A 19,234-nucleotide genomic window follows, 5' to 3' on the forward strand; every position below is an offset into this window, starting at 1 on the left:
ACGTCATACCTTATGGTTCGCAATGATCCGAAGTTACAGGAAAAATATTCTGATGAAAACGAATGGAGTAAAAATTATTTATCGTCTTGGATGAGGTCTCGCACTTTTGCCTGAAGAACGGGCACAACTTCAGCATCGAACCATGGATTTCGCTTGAGCCAGCCGCTGTTGCGCCAGGATGGATGCGGCAAGGGCAGGGCGATTCGACCCGCCGGATTGGGTGTCTCCAAGAAATACCGCCAGTTCCTGACGGTTTCAGTCAGATTGCGGCCCCGATAATCGGGCAGGTGATAGGCAAGAGCGTATTGTCCTACGACCAGAATGAATTCCAGCTGCGGCATTGCCGCGAAAACACGGTCATGCCAGGTCTGGCGGCATTCGCGGCGCGGCGGGAGATCACCGCCATGCTTGTCATAGCCGGGAAAGCAGAAGCCCATCGGGACGATGGCAAAGCGTGACGGATCATAAAACTCCTCTCGTGAGACGCCGAGCCATTGCCGCAGGCGATCACCGGACGGGTCGTTGAACGGCAGGGAGGTGTTATGCACGCGAATGCCGGGAGCCTGACCGCAAATGGCAATTCTCGCTGTATCCGAGACGATGCAGACGGGATTGGGCTCGTGCGGTAGGGGCGGCGGAAACTGCGGTGTGTCGCGACAGATACGGCAAGCCCGGATCGAGTGACTGAGTTCGTCCAGTTTTTCCATGAATACTATCAGTTTCGGGGCAGGATCATTTCGATGAAGGTTCGAATATGTTCCCTAATATAGGTAAAGCCATCGCCAATTACAGCCAGCAACGGTTCGCGGCCGGACGGCTGTTCAATTTCAAGATCGCGATGGTTCTTGCGCCATAGGGACGGTTGCTCAAACTGACCGGCCCAGATGCCACGCCGGGTGCGGCGGGCGTCGCGTTCCTCACGCTGATAATCGCCGTAGGAGACGGCCCAGCCCTGTTCAACCATCCAGCGGTTGAGGTCGGTTTCCCCAAGATAACAGCGCGCCAGGTCGCGATTATACTGATCTCGTCCCTCTTTCTCGCACCGAATCGAGGACTTCCCGATTCTGGCCCGCAAGATGTTGCGGGCTTCCTTGCCGCAATCGTAAGGGGTTCCTGCCCGAACACACTGCTGTTGCATCTCCGGTGCGTCGATACCCTTGAGACGTATATGTTTCTTGCTGAGAACGACAGTATCGCCATCAATCACATAGACCGGCCCGTTCAATGCCTCTTTAGGCGCCGATTGGATTGGCAGATAGGCGATAAGCACGGCTAAAAAAGAAAATAGTAATATAGTCAATAAGATACTGCGAAAGCTTATGCTGTTGCTTTTGCGAGCCGGACGATAGGGACGTCTGTAAGGGCGACGGTATTTGCTCATAGATAGCTTCGCGACTCCCGGCATCCTTCATTTTGCGCAGACTGCGAGCTCCTGTCGCTGACGTCAACAAGAGCAGATTGTTGATCGGAACAACAGTCAGTTTGTTGTCAATTAGCAACAGTCTTTACCGTTGCTTTAGGTTAGAAAGAGCTCAGGCACATTTTGCCCATTTCCCGCCACAAACTGGCGTCACCGATCATGGAAAGGCAGAAGCCACCAAAGTATTGAGAGCTGTCAGGCTCCAGCAGGATAGGCAGGAATGACGAAGGGCGCGTTGTTGCACAGCAAACGGATTGGGAACAGGATCACCCCTGTTCGCGCACCCTTTATTCTTTCCAATGATGGTAAGGCTTTTTTCGGCCAAGATCGGGTCTCAGTCTTGACGAAAACAGCGTGCATTCTGTCCTCTATGAATGTTTCCTCTGAATGTGAAAGACCAGCGTTGTGATGCGTATCCGCAGTTTTTCATATAGCGCCCTTGCTATGGCTCTCGGCTTGGCCATTGCCTGTAACAGCGCCTTTGCTTTCGACCTTAATGACGATTCCGAAAAGTCGAGAAGCCCGTTTGAACTCTTCAAGTTCGGCTTTTCCGCATACAAGAATGGTCACAAGGACGAAGCGATCAAGGCTCTGCGTTATGCTGCGGATCGCGGCCATCAGGGTGCGAAGTGGAAACTGGCCCGCATGTATGCCGATGGCGACGGCGTACCGGAAAATGACTATGAAGCCTATAAGATTTTCGAAAAGATCGTTCGCGAAGGTTCGGAACCGGGTTCGGAAAACGACTCTTATGTGGCTGACGCTCTCGTGGCGCTTGCAGGTTATGTGAAGCGCGGCATTCCGGGCTCGCCGGTCAATGCCAATCCGGGTATGGCACGCAATCTCTATGTGCAGGCCGCCTCGAATTTCGGTGATTCCGCTGCCCAGTTCGAGCTTGGCAAAATGCTGCTCGACGGCGACGGCGGAGAACGCAATTCCATTCAGGCCGCACGTTGGTTCCAGCTTGCCGCCAAGAAGGGTAATGCCGGTGCGCAAGCCATGCTCGGCAACATGCTGTTTCAGGCAGGCAAGACCGTTCGTGGCCTCGCTATGATGACCGCAGCTTTCGAACGCTGCCCGACCGAAGATTGCCCATGGATACGCGATATGCAGGAGCAGGCATTCTCGATTGCCGGCGAAGCGGACCGTCGTAATGCGATTGCACTCTCCAGTGACTACGTCACCAAAGGCGACTTCTGATTTAACTGGAAACGCTATGGTCTTGATTTAGCGTCAGTTCTCAGACCGAAAGCGTTATCGTCACCGGCACATGGTCGGATGGCTTCTCCCACGCACGAACGTGCTTTTCCACATCACTCGATATGAAACGATTGGCCGCCTCCGGCGACAGCATCAGATGGTCGATACGGATGCCGTTGTTCTTCTGCCAAGCACCAGCCTGATAATCCCAGAACGAGTAAATCCCGCTATCGTCGGTTGACGCACGGATTGCATCGGTAAAGCCCAGATTTTCAAGCCTGCGGAATGCCTGACGCGATTGTGGCTTGAAGAGCGCGTCGCCCATCCACTGCTCGGGATTCTTGGCATCGTCCGGCTCGGGAATGACGTTATAGTCACCGGCAAGCACCAAAGGTTCTTCAAGAGCAAGGCGATCTTTCGCCCACAGCTCAAGCCGCTGCATCCACGAAAGCTTGTATGGAAATTTCTCCGTGTCCACGGGATTGCCGTTCGGCAGGTAAAGTGAAACGACGCGGACAACGCCCTTGTCCGTCGAGTAGACGCCTTCGATGAAACGCGCCTGCTCATCGCCATCGTCGCCGGGAAGACCGCGATTGACCTCATCCGGTGATTTCTTGGACAGAAGCGCGACGCCGTTGAAGCCCTTTTGGCCGTGTGTTTCCACATGATAGCCGAGCGCTTCAATCTCCAGGCGCGGAAACTGGTCATCGACCGACTTGATTTCCTGCAGGCAGGCAATATCGGGCGAGGACTCCTTCAGCCAGTGCTGGAGGTTCTCGATACGGGCTTTGACGCCGTTGATGTTCCAGGTCGCGATTTTCATATCGCTATGATTATGCGCTTAGGTAGGTGAGGGCAAGCAGGGCGCAATCGCGCGTCACAGCTTTTCATCGGCCACAATTTCGATATCCGGGGAAAAATCGGCTCAAGACTATTTGTATTGGCGGTTTTGCATTCCTATTTGCTCTGGACAGGAGCCAAACAGGAGATATTCGAATGTTCGACGCCAAGAAACTTCTCGAGCAGTTTCTGGGATCACAAGTACCCGGTACGTCGGGAAGTGTCCGCGACAAGGCCGGGCAGGTGACAGACCTGGCAAAGAAGAACCCGCTTGCAACGGGAGCCATTGCCGCCGCCATTCTTGGCACGAAGACCGGGCGCAAGCTCGCAGGCAATGTGGCGACCGTCGGCGGCATCGCTGCCATCGCCGGATTGGGATATCTTGCCTACAAAAATTACAAGTCCGGTCAGGCACCGCAGACGGCCGAACAGCCGGTCGCGAAGGAGCCCGAGCTTCTTCCTCCGCCCCCGGCCGATTCTCCGTTTCACCCGCAATCTCCCGCTATGAGCAACAGTTTTGCGCTGACACTCGTGCAGGCGATGATTGCCGCCGCCAAAGCCGACGGTCATATTGATGATGCCGAGCGGGCCCGCATCATGGAGAAGGTGAAGATTTCCGGTCTTGATGACGAGGCGGAAGCCTTCCTTGAGAAGGAGCTTGCCGATCCCGTTGATCTCAATGTTCTGGTTTCAGCCGCGCAGACTGAGGAGCAGAAGGTCGAGCTTTATACGGCTTCGCGTCTTGCAATAGACCCCGATAACAGGGCTGAACGTGGATATCTGGATATGCTGGCTGGTCGTCTCGGCCTGCCGGATGCCCTGGTGGATCATATCGAAGCGACGGTCGCTTCGGTAAAGGTTTGAGGCCGGTTGTTTTCCGGCAGCCATGAAAAAAACCGGCCGCCACATGGCAGCCGGTTTTAAATCTTCTATTCGCGTATTCGCGCGCCCGTCAGATGGCGAAGCTGGTTCCGCAGCCGCAGGCCGAAGTGGCGTTCGGATTGCGGATCTGGAACGACTGTCCCATCAGATCGTCGACGAAATCGATTTCCGAACCATCCATATAGGGAACTGAAATGGAATCGATCAGCACCTTGGCGCCGAGCTTCTCGATGACGATGTCGTCGTCGGTCTGCTCATCAACCAGATCGTATTTATAGGAGAAACCGGAGCACCCGCCGCCCTCGACAGAAACGCGAAGGGCAGTCTTTCCCGGTTCCGATCCGAGAATCTTGGCGATCCGCTTTGCTGCGGAATCTGAAACGGTAATGCCTGTCATCTGCCTTGTTCCGTTTGCAATTGCGAATATCGAACCGGGTGATTTCTCCAGATTTCCGATAGCCGCATACTTGCCTTCATGATTAGCTGATAGCTATGAACGCGAACTGCGGAAGTCAATATTCGCACCAGTTTTGTGTAATCATATTACAGTGAAGGATGCATCGCAATGTCGCTGGAAGGAATAGGCTTCGGTTATCGCGAACGCGCGCCCTATGCCTGTGATCCTGCACGGAGCCGTGGTCGTCTGGTGCCAGAGCCGGAAAGCCCGACCCGCACGCCATTCCAGCGCGACCGCGACCGTATCATCCATTCCACAGCATTTCGTCGTCTGAAACATAAGACGCAGGTTTTCATCGCTCATGAAGGCGATCATTACCGCACGCGGCTTACGCATACGATAGAGGTCGCCCAGATTGCGCGTGCGTTGGCGCGCGCATTGCGGCTCGATGAAGATCTGGCCGAGGCGGTAGCGCTTGTCCACGATTTTGGCCACACACCCTTTGGCCATACGGGCGAGGAAGCGCTCAACGATCGCATGAAGGCGTTCGGCGGGTTCGACCATAATGCACAGTCGCTCCGGATCGTGACCAAGCTCGAACATCGATATGCCGATTTCGACGGGCTTAATCTCTCGTGGGAAACGCTGGAAGGGCTGGTCAAGCACAACGGGCCGCTGTTGGGCGCTCATGCAGCACATCCGGATGCCGCTGTTCCGTTGCCGATCCTCGACTTCAATGAACGCTATGATCTGGAGCTCACGCGGTTCGCCAGTCTCGAAGCGCAATGCGCGGCCATTGCCGACGATATTGCCTATAACGCTCATGACATCGATGACGGCTTGCGGGCAGGGCTTTTGAGCCTTGATGCGCTTGACGAAGTGCCGTTGACGAAACGCCTGCTCGATCTCGTGCGGGCGCGTTATCCCGATCTCGATCCCGTGCGAACCGGACATGAGCTGGTGCGCAGGCAAATCACCATCATGGTGGAAGATGTGATCGAGGAGGCCCAGCGCCGTCTGGCAGTGGCAAAACCGCAGAGCGTTGAAGATGTGCATGGCCAGTCGCACGCACTGGTGGCGTTTTCCGATACCATGCGCACCGACGAAAAAGTGCTGAAGCGGTTTCTGTTCAAGAATCTCTATTTCCACGACAGCGTCGTGGTGCGCAGACATGCCGCCGACAAGATATTGCAGGACCTTTTTGATACCTGTTTCACCAATCCGTCGATCATGCCGTCAGAGTGGCAATCGGGCTGCGAGACGCTGGATGAGGCGGCGCGGGCGCGGCGGGTCGCTGACTATCTTGCCGGGATGACTGACAATTATGCCGTGCGAGAACACCGACGATTGTTTGACCACACACCCGATTTAGCTTAATCGGGGGCCAAACGAAGCGGCATCTATCGGCAGTTTGACCGGATTCCGTACAGGATTAGAGCATTTCCAGCAAAAGTGCGAAGCGGTTTTGCGTCGGACAATGCGAAAGAAACAGCATTTCCAGCAAAAGTGCGAAGCGGTTTTGCGTCGGACAATGCGAAAGAAACAGCATTTCCAGCAAAAGTGCGAAGCGGTTTTGCGTCGGACAATGCGACAAAACAAAGCCCGGCGTAAGCCTGACAGGACAGACCATGAATATCTTTGCAGATTTCGACGCACGTATCAAAAAGACGTTGCAAGATATTGATCTGAAACCGAAAGACGGTGGCGATTTAGACCTTTCGCGCATCGGTGTCGAGCCACCGCGAGATTCTTCCCATGGTGATATCGCAACCAATGCTGCGATGGTGCTCTCCAAGGCTGTCGGTCAGAACCCGCGTGAACTTGCCGGTCGCATCGCCGAGGCTCTTGCCTCGGATGCCGACGTCGAAACGGTTGATGTCGCCGGTCCGGGCTTCATCAATCTGCGTCTGAAGGCCACTTACTGGCAACGCGAACTCTCGGCGATGCTGAATGAAGGTAAGGATTTCGGTCGCTCCAAACTTGGCGCAGGATCGAAGGTCAATGTCGAATATGTTTCGGCAAACCCGACGGGCCCGATGCATGTGGGCCATTGCCGCGGCGCAGTTGTGGGCGATGTTCTGGCCAATCTGCTGAAATTTGCAGGCTATGATGTGGTCAAGGAATACTACATCAACGATGCCGGTGCGCAGATCGATGTGTTGGCGCGGTCCGTTATGATGCGCTACCGTGAAGCGCTCGGTGAAAATATCGGTGAAATTCCGTCTGGTCTTTATCCCGGCGACTATCTCGTTCCGGTCGGGCAGGAGCTTGCCAAGGAATTTGGTTCGAAGCTTCTGGAAATGCCGGAAGCCGAAGCGCTTGCTCTCGTAAAGGATCGCACGATCGATGCCATGATGGCGATGATCCGCGCCGATCTCGATGCGCTCAACGTGCACCATGACGTGTTCTTCTCCGAGCGCAAGTTGCATGTTGATCACGCACGGGCGATTCGCAATGCAATCAACGATCTGACGCTCAAGGGCCATGTCTACAAGGGCAAGCTGCCGCCCCCGAAGGGTCAGCTTCCGGAAGACTGGGAAGATCGCGAGCAGACATTGTTCCGTTCGACGGAAGTGGGTGACGATATCGACCGTCCTCTGATGAAGTCCGATGGCGCTTTTACCTACTTTGCAGGCGACGTGGCCTATTTCAAGGACAAGTACGACCGCGGCTTCAACGAGATGATCTATGTGCTGGGTGCCGATCATGGCGGCTACGTCAAGCGTCTGGAAGCGGTCGCAAGGGCTGTTTCCGACGGCAAGGCGAAGCTGACGGTGCTGCTCTGCCAGCTGGTCAAGCTGTTCCGCGATGGCGAGCCTGTGCGCATGTCGAAGCGGTCAGGCGAATTCATCACGCTGCGCGATGTGGTGGATGAAGTCGGCCGCGATCCGGTTCGTTTCATGATGCTTTACCGGAAGAACGATGCGCCGCTGGATTTCGATTTTGCCAAGGTGACGGAGCAGTCGAAGGATAATCCGGTCTTCTACGTGCAATATGCTTCCGCGCGTTGCCATTCGGTTTTCCGTCAGGCTGCCGATCAGCTTGGTCTCGCCGATCTCGACCGAGTCGGTATGGCTGCGCATTTTGACAAGCTGACTGATGAGAGCGAAATTGCACTCGTTCGCAAGCTCGCCGAATATCCGCGTCTGATCGAGGCTGCGGCCATTCACCAGGAGCCGCATCGGCTTGCTTTTTACCTCTATGATCTCGCCAGCGCGTTCCATTCGCAGTGGAATAGAGGCACAGAGAACCCGGACTTACGTTTTATTAAGGTTAACGATCCAGACTTGTCATTAGCCAGGCTAGGGCTGGTACAGGTTGTTTCCGATGTGCTGACTTCCGGATTGACGATAATCGGTGCGGATGCTCCAACGGAAATGCGCTAGAGTATAGTTCGAAGGTGAAAGCCTTTTGAGATGGATTATACTCGAAGAACGGTCTCCGCAGCTCACGGGCCGCACTATGTGGTTCGAGATGACTTCGGAGGTCAGGCGACTGTCACGAAGCTTTTCAGGTCGAAAGACTGATTGAAGGCAAAAGTTGGCAAGTCGAACAGGTGGAAGGCCATAATGAACGCAAGTCATTGGTCTTCCTTCTGGCGCAGGAAACTTCCGTCAACTTTTGCCCACATTGCCTCGCTACAAAGCAATGTATGGAGACGTCTTGCGACGTCCAGGGTTTGAGTTAGGAACACGCTATGACGGACAGCAGTGCAAATCCCCGTAATTACGGCGAGCGTCCGTTGCACGAAGACGATCCACTGATGGAACTGTCGCGGATCATGGACTTCGGCACGCCTGCTGATGACAACGTCGCTTGGAATGAGCGCCGACCTAGTTACTTTGAAGATAACCGGACAGAGCCGGGCTTCGATCCATCGCTGGATCTGGAGCGCGAATTGCTCGGTGACTTCAATGATTATTCTCAGCCTACGGACCAGTCCCAGTTCGCAGCGACCCCTGCACAAGATGATTCTCATCTGTTGGATGAACCTCTGATTCATGAGGAAGAACTTGCTTCGGCTCTGGAAGACGAGCTTGATCTTCAAATGGATGAAGATGAGCAGGCGCCAGAATTGGAAACGCCCTCATTCGAAACACTTGAGTTTGAAGAAGCTGACCGTACCGAACCTGTGCCGCAATTCGATTACAACGATTATTCGACTGCACGCGATTCGAACGAAGAGACCTATGTCGCATCGTCGTCGGTCTACGCTCGCCGGGAAACTGTCGAGCCGCTTCATGTCGATCAGACCGATTACGATCCGACCATCTATCAGCCAGCCATAGAGCCGCATCAAGAGGCTTATCAGCCTGCGCGCGATCATGAATGGAACGTTCAGGCTGTTGAGCCTGCCGAACAGTCCTATGCTACCGCTGCGCCGGTTTCGCTTGAGGATGAGCTGGAAAATCTCCTTTTCGGCGATGAGCCGCAGCCAGTGTCTCACGACGAGACCCGGTTTTCCCATGTCGCGTCCCATGTCGCGCCTGCAGAGGAGCCCTACGTCCACCACGACGTGGTGCCGGTGCAGAATGTTGGATATCAAGACGAGACCGAGCTTGCAGATTTGCATTTCGATGATCTGCAGTTCGATGAGCCGGCTTACGATGCTGCACCACAGACGGCTGCACCCGTTGAAACCTATGCGCCTCAGCCTCAGGTCGTGCCTGCAGGATATCCGTACTATACGCGGAGCAATTTCTCCTCGGGCATCGCAGGGCAGGACGCAGTGGCGACAGCCCCGCAGGCCGACTATGCGCCGGTTACAGAAACTGCGCCTTCTCTTGGCGACGACGACGATTTCTCTTTCGACGACGATTTTTCGTTCAATGTTGAGGAAACAGCCGCTGCAATCGCTGCTGAAGGAACCGAAGACGACCTTTCGGAGCTGGATGAAATCAGCCTTTCGGAAGATGATTTCGGTTTCGAAATGTCCGGCGATGTTTCCAGCATTCAGGATGAGAACGCTTTCAGCGAAGATGATTTCTTCACGGAAGATGATCTCGATCTGAGCTCGGAACCTGAAGAAGAAACCACCGCCTACGCACATGCGGTGCGTCCGGACGACGATTACCGTTCTTCATCGACTTCATTCCAGCAGTTCGGCGGTGCTCATACGGCTGCGGTCAGCGCCCCGGCGCCCGAAGTCGAAACCTTGAGCGTGGCCGAAGAAAAGGTTGAGCAGACGCATTCCCTCGATTTGCCGGAAATCAACTACGGCGAAGAAGAAACCAACGCCGGTTTGACTGATCTCGAAGCCGAATTCGCCGAGGTCTTCAACACGGTTGGTGTGGATGAATCGGCAAAAACAGACGCACAGAGCGAAGCTGACAGGGCTTTTGAGGACATATTCCGCGAAAGCGCTTCGAGCTATCTGCCAAACTCCGGTGCCAGCCTTGGTGCTGCTGTCGGTGCTGCAGCAGTGGGTGTCGGCGCTGCCGCAGCTGCGGGAGCGTATGGCCGCTCACAGGCAACAGCCCAGGCGCCAGCACAGCCAAAAGCCTCCAATCCGTTGGGCAATGAAGACGACTTCTATAACCATTGGGCAGCCCAGGGTGCACAGACCCTTGAAGGAGGCGACTTTGGCGAACGCGCTGCGATGCAGGCGGACGATGATCTTGGCAGCGCTGCCGAAGCTTATCGTAATCGCCCGGTTCGTGGCCGTCGTGGTCTTATTCTGGCCAGCGTGGCCGGTGCGGCGGTGCTTCTTGGCGGGATCGGCTATCACTTCCTCGGAGGTAGCGGTTCCGGTGAGCCGGTCGTGATTCGTGCCGACAATCAGCCGATCAAAATGCAGCCGGAAAATCCGGGCGGTGCCACGGTACCGAACCAGGACAAGGCGGTTTATGACCGCGTTGCCGGTACGCTGCCGAACAATCCGGAACAAAAGTCTCTGATTACTTCCGGTGAAGAGCCAGTGGACATTTCCGGCACGGATGACAGCGAGAACATGGCGGACAATACGCCTGACGAGCCGCCAGTGACGAATAATGCTTCGGCCGAGAATCAGAACACGAACCACAATGCGCCATTGGTCCAGCCGCGCGAAGTGGAAACCATGATCGTTCGTCCAGACGGCTCTATTGTCCAGCCTTCTCCGGCTCCGCAGGAAACAGCCTCGCAGCTGCCACCAGCAAACACTGCTCAGCCGGCGGCTCCCGCCGGTGGTGATGAAATTGCTGCGCTGGCCGCTGGCAACGTACCGGCAGAACCGGCTGCGCAAACACCTGCACCGGCTCCTGTGGCACAACAGCCGGAGCCGGCTGCGGAAGCGCCGCGTCTTCCTGTCCGTGCTCCAGTGGTGCCATCACGGCCTGCTGAACAACCGGTCAACATCGTCGGCAATGTTCCGCAGCGCACGCAGGCCGCCGCTGCAACCAATCCTGCTCCGGCAGCGTCGCAGGTTGCATCGGCAGCAGGTGCAGGCGGTTATTTCATCCAGATTGCTTCGCAGCCATCTGCCGAGCTGGCACAGAAGTCCTATGCCAATATGGCCCAGAAGTATGGCAGCGTAATCGGTGGCCGCAGCGTCGACATCAAGCGTGCCGACATTCCGGGCAAGGGCACCTACTATCGTGTCCGCGTTCAGGGTGGTTCCAAGGAAGATGCATCCGCACTTTGCGGACGCCTTAAGTCCGCTGGCGGCAGCTGCTTCGTAACGCAGTGATTTGTCGGACATTGAATATGGAAAGGGCGGCCTCGGTCGCCCTTTTTCATGGTCCACTACCAAGCCTTGTTCTTTTCGGGTAAACCGGGGCAGGGTTGTTTGAGTACAGCATTTCCAGACAATTTTGGGGAAGAGCGCATGAAAGAGTGCAAGGCATGGATTGCCGGTGTGTCGGGAACGAAACTGACTGAGGACGAAATTGCATTTTTTCGCGATGAAAGACCTTGGGGCTTTATTCTTTTTGCGCGCAATGTCGAAAGTCTGGAACAGGTTTCCGAGCTGACGGCGCACATGCGCGACCTGACGGGTCGGCACCAGACGCCGGTTTTCATCGATCAGGAAGGTGGACGCGTGCAGCGCCTTCGCCCGCCGCTCGTTCCAAACTATCCTTCGGCCTCGGAAGTCGGTGCGATCTATGCGCGTGATCGCGAAGCAGGTCTGCGAGCTGCGTGGCTTCATGCCCGCCTGCATGCATTCGATTTGCTGAAGGTTGGCGTCAATGTGGACTGCCTGCCGGTTCTGGACGTACCCGTCGAAGGCGCACATGATGTTATCGGCGCGCGAGCCTATTCCAAGAACCCGCAGGCGGTTGCAGAAATGGGGCGAGCTGCTGCTGAAGGCTTGCTTGCCGGTGGTCTGCTGCCTGTGGTCAAGCATATGCCGGGGCACGGCCGTGCGTTTGCCGACACCCACAAGGAGCTGGCGCGTGTCACGGTTCCCCTGAATGAGCTGGTTGCGCATGATTTCGTGCCGTTCAAGGCGCTCAATGACCTGCCAATGGCAATGACGGCGCATGTCGTATTCGATTGCATCGATCCGCAGCGCCCTTCGACATTGTCACCGACTGTCATCAACACGATCATTCGCGATGTCATCCAGTTCGATGGTCTTGTCATGAGCGACGACATTTCCATGAAGGCGCTTTCGGGCGAACTCGGTGACATTGCGGACGGCATCATCGGTGCCGGTTGTGATATGGTTCTCTATTGCGCAGGTGTGATGGAAGAACTGAAGCAGGTTGCAGCGCGTGTGCCGGTTCTTGAAGGCAAGGCGAAGCGTCGTGCCGATCTGGCCGAAGTTTATGCAGGCGATCCCGATCTTTCCGATGAGGACGAACTGCGTGCAGAATTCAACGCCATGTTCGAACTGATAGCGTAATCGTCAAAACTTGGTAAACTGACTTCACCGGCGGACTGATCCGCCGGTGGATCTTATCAGCAGGGAAACGGGTTTGGCGGCATCGGGAGCAGACACAGACGGCAAAGACGGCACGCTCGTGCCGATGGACGCGCTGTGGCAGGGCGATTCCGAGCGTAGCGAAAGTGAACCGTCGCTTCTCATCGATGTGCAGGGGTTTGAAGGCCCGCTTGATTTGCTGCTCCACCTTGCGCGGAGCCAGCGCGTCGATCTCGCCCGTATTTCCGTTCTTGCACTTGCAGAGCAGTATCTGGTGTTCGTGGAACAGGCACGCGCCTTGCGCCTCGAACTTGCGGCCGACTATCTCGTCATGGCGGCATGGCTTGCCTATCTCAAATCGAAGCTGCTGATCCCGAAGCAACAGGGCGATGATGGAGCGACCGGCGAAGAACTGGCTGCTTCGTTGCATTACCGTTTGAAGAGACTTGAAGCCATGCGCGATGCGGCGGCGAAACTCGTCAACCGCAACCGGCTGGGGCGGGATGTTTTTGCGCGCGGTATGCCGGAAATGGTCATGGTGGACAGGACCAGCCAGTTTTCTGGAACGCTGTACGATCTTCTTACCGCCTATGCTTCGCAGCGCCAGCGACAGGCCGTGTCGCAGGTGCAGATTGCCAAGCGCGCAGTCTGGTCATTGAAGGAAGCTCGTGTGGCGCTCGTGCGTTTGATGGGATCGGTGGGCGACTGGATTTCTCTCGATCGCTTCCTGATCGATTATGCGCTTTCGCCCCGAGAAAGAGCTTCGGCGCTCGCGAGTTCCTTCGCCGCCAGTCTTGAGCTTGTGCGTGAAGGCAAACTGGAAGTCAGGCAAAACGCTCCTTTCGAGCCGATCTATATCCGGGCGACAGGAGATATCAGCGAATTGGATGAGGACGAGGATGTCTGAGGCGGAACGTCGAAATCTGGCTGAAATCGATAGTGACGACGATCAGATCGAAACGGAAGTTTCTGTCTTGACGCAGGGGCTTGCTGATCTTGCGCGCATTGTCGAGGCCATTGTTTTTGCGTCCTCTGAACCGGTTTCCGAACGCGCATTGGCCGAACGTCTGCCTGCCAATGTTGACGTCGCGCCAGTGTTGAAACATTTGCAGAAAATATATGAAACGCGCGGCGTGCACCTTGTTCAGGTTGGCAGTGCGTGGGCGTTCCGTACGGCACCCGATCTCGCCTTTCTTATGAGCCGCGAAGCTGTGCAGCAGCGCAAGCTGTCCCGCGCCGCGATGGAAGTGCTTGCCATCATCGCCTATCACCAGCCGGTCACGCGCGCCGAGCTGGAAGATATCCGCGGTGTGGAGACCTCAAAGGGCACACTGGATGTCCTCATGGAGACCGGCTGGATCAAATTGCGCGGACGCCGTCGTACGCCCGGTCGTCCGGTCACCTATGGCACGACCGACTCGTTTCTCGACCATTTCGGCCTTCCGGAAATCCGCGATTTGCCGGGACTGGAAGAGCTGCGCGGGGCAGGGCTGCTCTCGGCACGTATGCCATCGAGCTTTGCCGTTCCGGTGCCGAATATCGACCCGGATGAGCTGACAGAAGACGAAGAGCCGCTCGAAGATATCGATCTGGAAAGCCTTGGCTTGCTCGCCCCACGCGGTGAATAGTCTCAGTATGGCCTTTGGAGCCAATTTTATTTGTCGCAAAGCCGTTCACCGTCACACTTCTGTTTGAAAGATTTGTTGAAAGCGCTTAAATCGTAACTGGCATTGCAGGAACATGCCGCACGTTCGCGGCAATGAGAGGAATAAAATGGGTAGCTTTTCCATCTGGCACTGGCTGATCGTCCTGGCGGTTGTCCTTCTTCTGTTTGGCCGCGGCAAGATTCCCGAGCTGATGGGTGATGTTGCCAAGGGCATCAAGAACTTCAAGCAGGGCATGTCCGACGAAGACGCCAAGGATGACGCGCGGGATTCGGGTCGTACGATCGACGCCAAGGCTGACGAAACCGTCAACGACGTCAAGAAAACCACCAAGTCCTGATCTAACGGATAAAGCATGCTGCGCACGTGCAAGCGCGCGCAGCATATTTTGCCATTTACAAGTGCGGTTTTCCGCCGAAAGACGGGACGCGCGCGCGAATTGCGCGGGGTATCAAGAATATGTTCGACATCGGTTGGTCTGAACTTCTGATTATTGCGATCGTGATGATCGTGGTGGTCGGTCCCAAGGATTTGCCGAAAATGCTGCGTGCATTCGGCAAGGCGACAGCGCGCATGCGTGCCACCGCCAACGAGTTCAAGCAGCAGTTCGACGAAGCCTTGAAAGAGGCTGAGCTTGACGACGTCAAGAACATCATCGACGAGACCCGCAAGCTAGACCCGCGCTCGAAGATCACGCAGGTATTCGATCCGATTCGAAGTGCGGGCGAGGATCTGCGCTCGGGCCTTCAGTCCACGTCTTCCATGTCTCCGGCGACACCTGAAAAAGTCGCTGAAGTGACGACGCCGGTTGATGCCGGTGGCGCACCGGTTCCGCCTGCTGTGGAAAAAGCCGCAGCGCCCAAGAAGGCGACCCGAAAGACTGCACCGAAGGCAGAGAATAAAGCGACCGAAGTCACTGTAGCCAAAACGAAGGCTGCGCCGAAGGCGGCTTCCGTTGCAAAGCCGGCTCCCCGAAAGCCCGCGGCGGCAAAAGCGGAAACGGCAAAGGCTGGAACGGTCAAGGCTGCTGCCGCCACAACTGCCAAGAAGACCACGAAGAAGACAGGAACCAAAGCGTGACACGCGACGAGGACGAAATCGAACAGAGCGCAGCGCCTCTGCTTGAGCACCTGATCGAGCTGCGCCGCCGCCTGATCTGGGCAATTCTGGCATTTTTCGTGGCATTTATTTTCTGTTTCGCTTTTGCCAAACAGCTCTTCAACCTGCTTGTCGTGCCTTATCAATGGGCGCTCGACTGGGCGGGCATGGATCGCTCGAAAGCGGAACTGATCTATACCGCGCCGCAGGAATTCTTCTTCACACAGGTGAAGGTGGCCATGTTCGGCGGCATCGTGCTGGCATTTCCGATCATTGCAGCACAGATTTACAAGTTTGTGGCGCCCGGCCTCTACAAGCATGAGCGCATGGCGTTTCTGCCGTTCCTGATTGCATCGCCGATCCTGTTTTTGACAGGCGGCGCGCTCGTCTACTTCTTCTTCACGCCGATGGTGATGTGGTTCTTCCTCGCAATGCAGCAGACTGGCGGCGCCGGTGAAGTGCAGATTTCTCTCCTGCCGAAGGTATCGGAATATCTGAGCCTCATCATGACGCTCATCTTTGCGTTCGGTCTGGTCTTCCAGCTGCCGGTGGTAACGAGCCTGATGGCCCGTGTCGGACTGGTGACGTCGGCTGGCCTGAAGGACAAGCGCAAATATGCAATTGTCATTGCTTTCGTCGTTGCAGCGGTCTTGACCCCGCCCGATCCGGCGAGCCAGATCGGCCTTGCCTTGCCAACAATCCTTCTCTACGAGATTTCAATCATCGTGGCTCGCATGATCGAGAAGAAGCGGGATGAGGCGCAGGAAGCTTCCGACGCTGAAAACAACGCTTCATCGTCCTGATTTGTCACTATGATTCTGTGAGGTCGCAGATTGTGCGGCCTCTCTTCTGTTCAATTTCACGAAACGGCTTTTCCCATGCTCGACATCAAATGGATTCGCGAAAACCCTGAAACCCTCGACAAGGCGCTTGCCAAGCGTGGGGCTCAGTCGCTGTCGTCCGAATTGATGGCGCTGGACGAAAAACGCCGCGAATATGTTGGCAAGGTTCAGGCCGCGCAGGAGCGCCGTAATGCCGCTTCGAAGGAAATCGGCAAGGCCATGGCTGCGAAGGACGCGGCGACGGCTGACAAGCTGAAGGCTGAAGTTGCCGAGTTGAAGGATTTTCTTGCGCAGGCTGAACGCATTGAGCGCCAAATCAGTCATGAGTTGAATGATGCACTGTCTCGTCTCCCCAACATTCCGCTAGATGATGTTCCAGTGGGTGCCGACGAAACTGGCAATATAGAAATTCGCCGTGTTGGCAACCAACGGAACTTTTCTTTCCAACCTAAGGAACACTACGAGTTAGGGGAAGCGTTAGGGTATATGGATTTTGAGCGGGCAGCGAAACTTTCTGGAGCCCGATTCACTGTATTAAAGGGTCCGTTAGCACGACTTGAGCGCGCTCTCGGTCAGTTTATGCTTGATATTCATAGTGGAGAGCATGGTTATACCGAAGTAATGCCGCCGTTATTGGTTAAGGATTCGGCCTTTTTTGGAACGGGCCAATTACCTAAATTTGAAGAGGATCTTTTCTTTACAGATCCGCGCACGCCAGAGTGGTTTGCCGATGTAAAGAAATCAATAACACGTATTGCGTCGGAGACATTAAGTGCCGGTGGCGAAATTTTTTCCCGCACGAGGGTCGATGAGATAATTGATGCAGTCGTGCAGAACGCCGTAGGTGCTTTTGTTATAGAAGATACTTTTCAAACGATGGATATCGAAGCTAAGGCAATGCTTCCGAAGCGTTTGGGGTTGATTCCAACCGCCGAAGTTCCGCTGACCAATCTGGTTGCAGATGAAATCGTCGATACCAAGTCGCTTCCCCAGCGCTACACGGCGCTGACCCCATGCTTCCGTTCGGAAGCGGGTTCTGCCGGTCGCGACACGCGCGGCATGCTGCGCCAGCACCAGTTCCTGAAAGTGGAAATGGTGTCGATCACCGATGCCGACAGCTCGATCGCAGAGCATGAGCGCATGACCGCCTGTGCGGAAGAAGTGCTGAAACGCCTTGGCCTACCGTTCCGTACCGTCGTGCTCTGCACCGGCGACATGGGCTTCGGCGCACAGAAGACTTACGACATCGAAGTATGGATGCCCGGCCAGAACACTTATCGCGAAATTTCCAGCTGCTCGGTCTGCGGCGATTTCCAGGGCCGTCGCATGAACGCCCGCTATCGTCCGGAAGGCGAGAAGTCGACCCGTTTCGTGCATACGCTGAACGGTTCGGGTGTCGCCGTCGGACGCGCGCTGATCGCCGTCATGGAAAATTATCAGGAAGAAGATGGTAGCATTCATATTCCTGAAGCATTGCAGCCATACATGGGCGGCCTCACGCGGATAGAGAAAGTTGCGTGAATCACATTTATTGATAAATGAAGGAGTGACGACGTGCGAATTCTGCTGACGAACGATGATGGTATCCACGCTGAAGGCCTCGCAGTTCTGGAGCGGATCGCACGCAAGCTCTCCGACGATGTCTGGGTTGTCGCTCCGGAAACCGACCAGAGCGGCCTCGCGCATTCGCTGACGTTGTCGGAACCGCTTCGCCTTCGCCAGATCGATGATCGTCATTTCGCATTGCGCGGCACGCCGACCGATTGCGTCATCATGGGTGTGCGCCACGTTCTGCCGGGTGCGCCTGATCTCATTCTTTCGGGCGTGAACTCCGGCGCGAATATTGCCGACGATGTCACCTATTCGGGTACGGTTGCCGGCGCCATGGAGGGCACGTTGCTCGGTGTGCCGTCTATCGCGCTGTCGCAGGAATATGAATATGAAGGCGATCGCCGCATCGTGCCGTGGGAAACGGCGGAAACGCACGCGCCTGATCTTATAAAAAAGCTGATGGAGGCAGGATGGCCGGAAGGCGTCCTGTTGAATCTCAACTTCCCGAACTGCGGTGCGGATGAAGTCAAGGGAACGCGCGTCACAGCTCAAGGCAAGCTCAGCCATGATGCCCGCCTCGATGAGCGTCGCGACGGGCGTGGTTTCCCGTATTTCTGGTTGCATTTTGGCCGTGGCAAGGCTCCGGTCGCCGACGACAGCGACATTGCAGCCATTCGTTCCGATTGCATTTCTGTAACCCCGTTGCACCTCGATCTGACCGCGCATAAGGTTCGGGCAGAATTGAGCGCAGCACTTGGGGTTGCAGAACTTGGGGGTTGAAGCATGAGGCAGGCAGCGTCTGAGCGCCCACGGCTTTCGGACAGAGAAGGATTCGCATCCTTCGTTATGCGAATGCGCGGGTACGGGATTGACGATCCGCGCCTTTTTGCAGCCATCGAGTCCACACCACGCCAGAGCTTTCTCGCGTCGTCATGGTCTCATCTTTCCTACAGCTCCCGTACTGCGCCGCTTGACTGCGGCGAGTACATGGAGGGCATTGATGATCAGGCTCGCGCCATCGCCGCGCTCAAGCTGGAACCCGGCCATCGTGTGCTGGAGATCGGAACCGGCTCCGGTTTCACGGCTGCTGTTATGTCTTCGCTCGCCGGTCGTGTCACAACGGTCGAACGTTATCGCAAGCTCTGCGACCACGCCTTGCAGCAATTCGTGTCGCTTAAGCGCGAAAACATCATGGTCAAACATGCCGATGGTCGCCATGGAATGCCGGGTGGCCCCTTTGACCGCATCCTGATCTGGCTTGCCTTCGACGAAGTGCCGCGTCATTTCGTTGATCTTCTGGCAACGCATGGCGTGCTGATCGCTCCGATCGGTCCGGGAGATGGCCGACAGATCATGACACGTATCGCCAAGGTCGGCAGCCGATTCGAGCAGGAGGACCTGATGGCGGTCCGCTATCAGCCTTTCATCGAGGGCGTTTCGTCCGTTCTGTGAACGGAACGCGTATCGATTCGTCAAAATGATGGCTATCAGGCTCTC

At 55.9% G+C, this 19,234-nt stretch carries 18 protein-coding genes; 14 read left to right on the forward strand and 4 right to left on the reverse strand.

What is annotated here, in order from left to right; genetic code table 11:
* Positions 1–74: 74 nt before the first annotated feature.
* On the reverse strand, positions 75–716 hold the full coding sequence (locus tag OHI65_RS14595; protein WP_029376248.1) for a uracil-DNA glycosylase family protein: 642 nt from the start codon (positions 714–716) through the stop codon (positions 75–77).
* A complete protein-coding gene (locus tag OHI65_RS14600; RefSeq protein ID WP_264359089.1) occupies positions 716–1,381 on the reverse strand; it encodes a thermonuclease family protein in 666 nt (221 codons plus the stop codon). The genes OHI65_RS14595 and OHI65_RS14600 overlap by 1 nt, the downstream gene beginning before the upstream one ends.
* 447 nt (positions 1,382–1,828) lie before the next feature.
* On the opposite strand from OHI65_RS14600, the gene OHI65_RS14605 reads away from it, so the two are divergent.
* Complete coding sequence (locus tag OHI65_RS14605) at positions 1,829–2,620, forward strand: tetratricopeptide repeat protein (RefSeq protein ID WP_010661233.1); 792 nt, start codon at positions 1,829–1,831, stop codon at positions 2,618–2,620.
* Positions 2,621–2,660: 40 nt separating this feature from the next.
* Here the strand turns inward: OHI65_RS14605 and xth are convergent, their stop codons facing one another.
* Positions 2,661–3,443, reverse strand: coding sequence for an exodeoxyribonuclease III (xth, locus tag OHI65_RS14610; RefSeq protein ID WP_264359090.1), 783 nt, complete (start codon positions 3,441–3,443; stop codon positions 2,661–2,663).
* A 173-nt stretch (positions 3,444–3,616) separates the two neighbouring features.
* Here xth and OHI65_RS14615 point away from each other — a divergent pair, with 173 nt between their 5' ends.
* Positions 3,617–4,324, forward strand: coding sequence for a tellurite resistance TerB family protein (locus OHI65_RS14615; protein WP_010661235.1), 708 nt, complete (start codon positions 3,617–3,619; stop codon positions 4,322–4,324).
* Positions 4,325–4,412: 88 nt separating this feature from the next.
* On the opposite strand, the gene erpA is transcribed toward OHI65_RS14615, so the two are convergent.
* Positions 4,413–4,739, reverse strand: coding sequence for an iron-sulfur cluster insertion protein ErpA (erpA, locus tag OHI65_RS14620; RefSeq protein ID WP_006471759.1), 327 nt, complete (start codon positions 4,737–4,739; stop codon positions 4,413–4,415).
* 168 nt (positions 4,740–4,907) lie between these two features.
* Between erpA and OHI65_RS14625 the strand changes: the two genes are divergently transcribed.
* The 12 genes from OHI65_RS14625 to OHI65_RS14680 all read left to right on the forward strand — a co-directional run bounded on the left by OHI65_RS14625 (position 4,908) and on the right by OHI65_RS14680 (position 19,189).
* Entirely contained in the window at positions 4,908–6,116 is a 1,209-nt protein-coding gene (locus OHI65_RS14625) for a deoxyguanosinetriphosphate triphosphohydrolase (protein WP_125334281.1), read from the forward strand.
* 251 nt (positions 6,117–6,367) lie between these two features.
* Positions 6,368–8,125 (forward strand): arginine--tRNA ligase, encoded by a 1,758-nt coding sequence (argS, locus tag OHI65_RS14630; protein ID WP_264359091.1) that lies wholly within the window; start codon positions 6,368–6,370, stop codon positions 8,123–8,125.
* Positions 8,126–8,436: 311 nt separating this feature from the next.
* Entirely contained in the window at positions 8,437–11,406 is a 2,970-nt protein-coding gene (locus OHI65_RS14635; RefSeq protein WP_264359092.1) for an SPOR domain-containing protein, read from the forward strand.
* Between the two features lie 138 nt (positions 11,407–11,544).
* The gene (gene nagZ, locus OHI65_RS14640) at positions 11,545–12,564 is read left to right on the forward strand and encodes a beta-N-acetylhexosaminidase (protein ID WP_012092216.1); all 1,020 of its coding nucleotides are present in this window, start codon (positions 11,545–11,547) and stop codon (positions 12,562–12,564) included.
* A 73-nt stretch (positions 12,565–12,637) separates the two neighbouring features.
* The gene (locus OHI65_RS14645; RefSeq protein ID WP_010661240.1) at positions 12,638–13,489 is read left to right on the forward strand and encodes a segregation and condensation protein A; all 852 of its coding nucleotides are present in this window, start codon (positions 12,638–12,640) and stop codon (positions 13,487–13,489) included.
* Complete coding sequence (gene scpB, locus OHI65_RS14650; RefSeq protein WP_012092214.1) at positions 13,482–14,210, forward strand: SMC-Scp complex subunit ScpB; 729 nt, start codon at positions 13,482–13,484, stop codon at positions 14,208–14,210. The genes OHI65_RS14645 and scpB overlap by 8 nt, the downstream gene beginning before the upstream one ends.
* A gap of 145 nt (positions 14,211–14,355) precedes the next feature.
* Complete coding sequence (locus OHI65_RS14655; RefSeq protein WP_010661242.1) at positions 14,356–14,586, forward strand: twin-arginine translocase TatA/TatE family subunit; 231 nt, start codon at positions 14,356–14,358, stop codon at positions 14,584–14,586.
* A 119-nt stretch (positions 14,587–14,705) separates the two neighbouring features.
* On the forward strand, positions 14,706–15,326 hold the full coding sequence (gene tatB / locus OHI65_RS14660; protein ID WP_094513747.1) for a Sec-independent protein translocase protein TatB: 621 nt from the start codon (positions 14,706–14,708) through the stop codon (positions 15,324–15,326).
* On the forward strand, positions 15,323–16,147 hold the full coding sequence (gene tatC / locus OHI65_RS14665; RefSeq protein WP_012092212.1) for a twin-arginine translocase subunit TatC: 825 nt from the start codon (positions 15,323–15,325) through the stop codon (positions 16,145–16,147). Before tatB ends, tatC begins: the two co-directional genes overlap by 4 nt.
* Positions 16,148–16,222: 75 nt before the next feature.
* The gene (gene serS / locus OHI65_RS14670) at positions 16,223–17,707 is read left to right on the forward strand and encodes a serine--tRNA ligase (protein WP_264359093.1); all 1,485 of its coding nucleotides are present in this window, start codon (positions 16,223–16,225) and stop codon (positions 17,705–17,707) included.
* Positions 17,708–17,740: 33 nt separating this feature from the next.
* A complete protein-coding gene (gene surE, locus OHI65_RS14675; RefSeq protein ID WP_264359094.1) occupies positions 17,741–18,517 on the forward strand; it encodes a 5'/3'-nucleotidase SurE in 777 nt (258 codons plus the stop codon).
* 3 nt (positions 18,518–18,520) lie between these two features.
* Positions 18,521–19,189, forward strand: a complete 669-nt coding sequence (locus OHI65_RS14680; RefSeq protein WP_264359095.1) for a protein-L-isoaspartate(D-aspartate) O-methyltransferase — start codon at positions 18,521–18,523, stop codon at positions 19,187–19,189.
* Positions 19,190–19,234: the final 45 nt, after the last annotated feature.

Origin of the sequence: Brucella sp. MAB-22 (assembly GCF_025908475.1) — a bacterium.
Lineage (GTDB): Bacteria > Pseudomonadota > Alphaproteobacteria > Rhizobiales > Rhizobiaceae > Brucella > Brucella anthropi.

Excerpts from the sequence above, each read along its gene's own strand:
- erpA (WP_006471759.1), bottom strand. The coding sequence starts at position 4,739 with ATGACAGGCATTACCGTTTCAGATTCCGCAGCAAAGCGGATCGCCAAG.
- OHI65_RS14605 (WP_010661233.1), top strand. The coding sequence starts at position 1,829 with ATGCGTATCCGCAGTTTTTCATATAGCGCCCTTGCTATGGCTCTCGGC.
- argS (WP_264359091.1), top strand. The coding sequence starts at position 6,368 with ATGAATATCTTTGCAGATTTCGACGCACGTATCAAAAAGACGTTGCAA.
- OHI65_RS14655 (WP_010661242.1), top strand. The coding sequence starts at position 14,356 with ATGGGTAGCTTTTCCATCTGGCACTGGCTGATCGTCCTGGCGGTTGTC.
- OHI65_RS14625 (WP_125334281.1), top strand. The coding sequence starts at position 4,908 with ATGTCGCTGGAAGGAATAGGCTTCGGTTATCGCGAACGCGCGCCCTAT.
- serS (WP_264359093.1), top strand. The coding sequence starts at position 16,223 with ATGCTCGACATCAAATGGATTCGCGAAAACCCTGAAACCCTCGACAAG.
- OHI65_RS14600 (WP_264359089.1), bottom strand. The coding sequence starts at position 1,381 with ATGAGCAAATACCGTCGCCCTTACAGACGTCCCTATCGTCCGGCTCGC.
- scpB (WP_012092214.1), top strand. The coding sequence starts at position 13,482 with ATGTCTGAGGCGGAACGTCGAAATCTGGCTGAAATCGATAGTGACGAC.
- OHI65_RS14680 (WP_264359095.1), top strand. The coding sequence starts at position 18,521 with ATGAGGCAGGCAGCGTCTGAGCGCCCACGGCTTTCGGACAGAGAAGGA.
- xth (WP_264359090.1), bottom strand. The coding sequence starts at position 3,443 with ATGAAAATCGCGACCTGGAACATCAACGGCGTCAAAGCCCGTATCGAG.
- OHI65_RS14615 (WP_010661235.1), top strand. The coding sequence starts at position 3,617 with ATGTTCGACGCCAAGAAACTTCTCGAGCAGTTTCTGGGATCACAAGTA.
- nagZ (WP_012092216.1), top strand. The coding sequence starts at position 11,545 with ATGAAAGAGTGCAAGGCATGGATTGCCGGTGTGTCGGGAACGAAACTG.
- tatB (WP_094513747.1), top strand. The coding sequence starts at position 14,706 with ATGTTCGACATCGGTTGGTCTGAACTTCTGATTATTGCGATCGTGATG.
- OHI65_RS14635 (WP_264359092.1), top strand. The coding sequence starts at position 8,437 with ATGACGGACAGCAGTGCAAATCCCCGTAATTACGGCGAGCGTCCGTTG.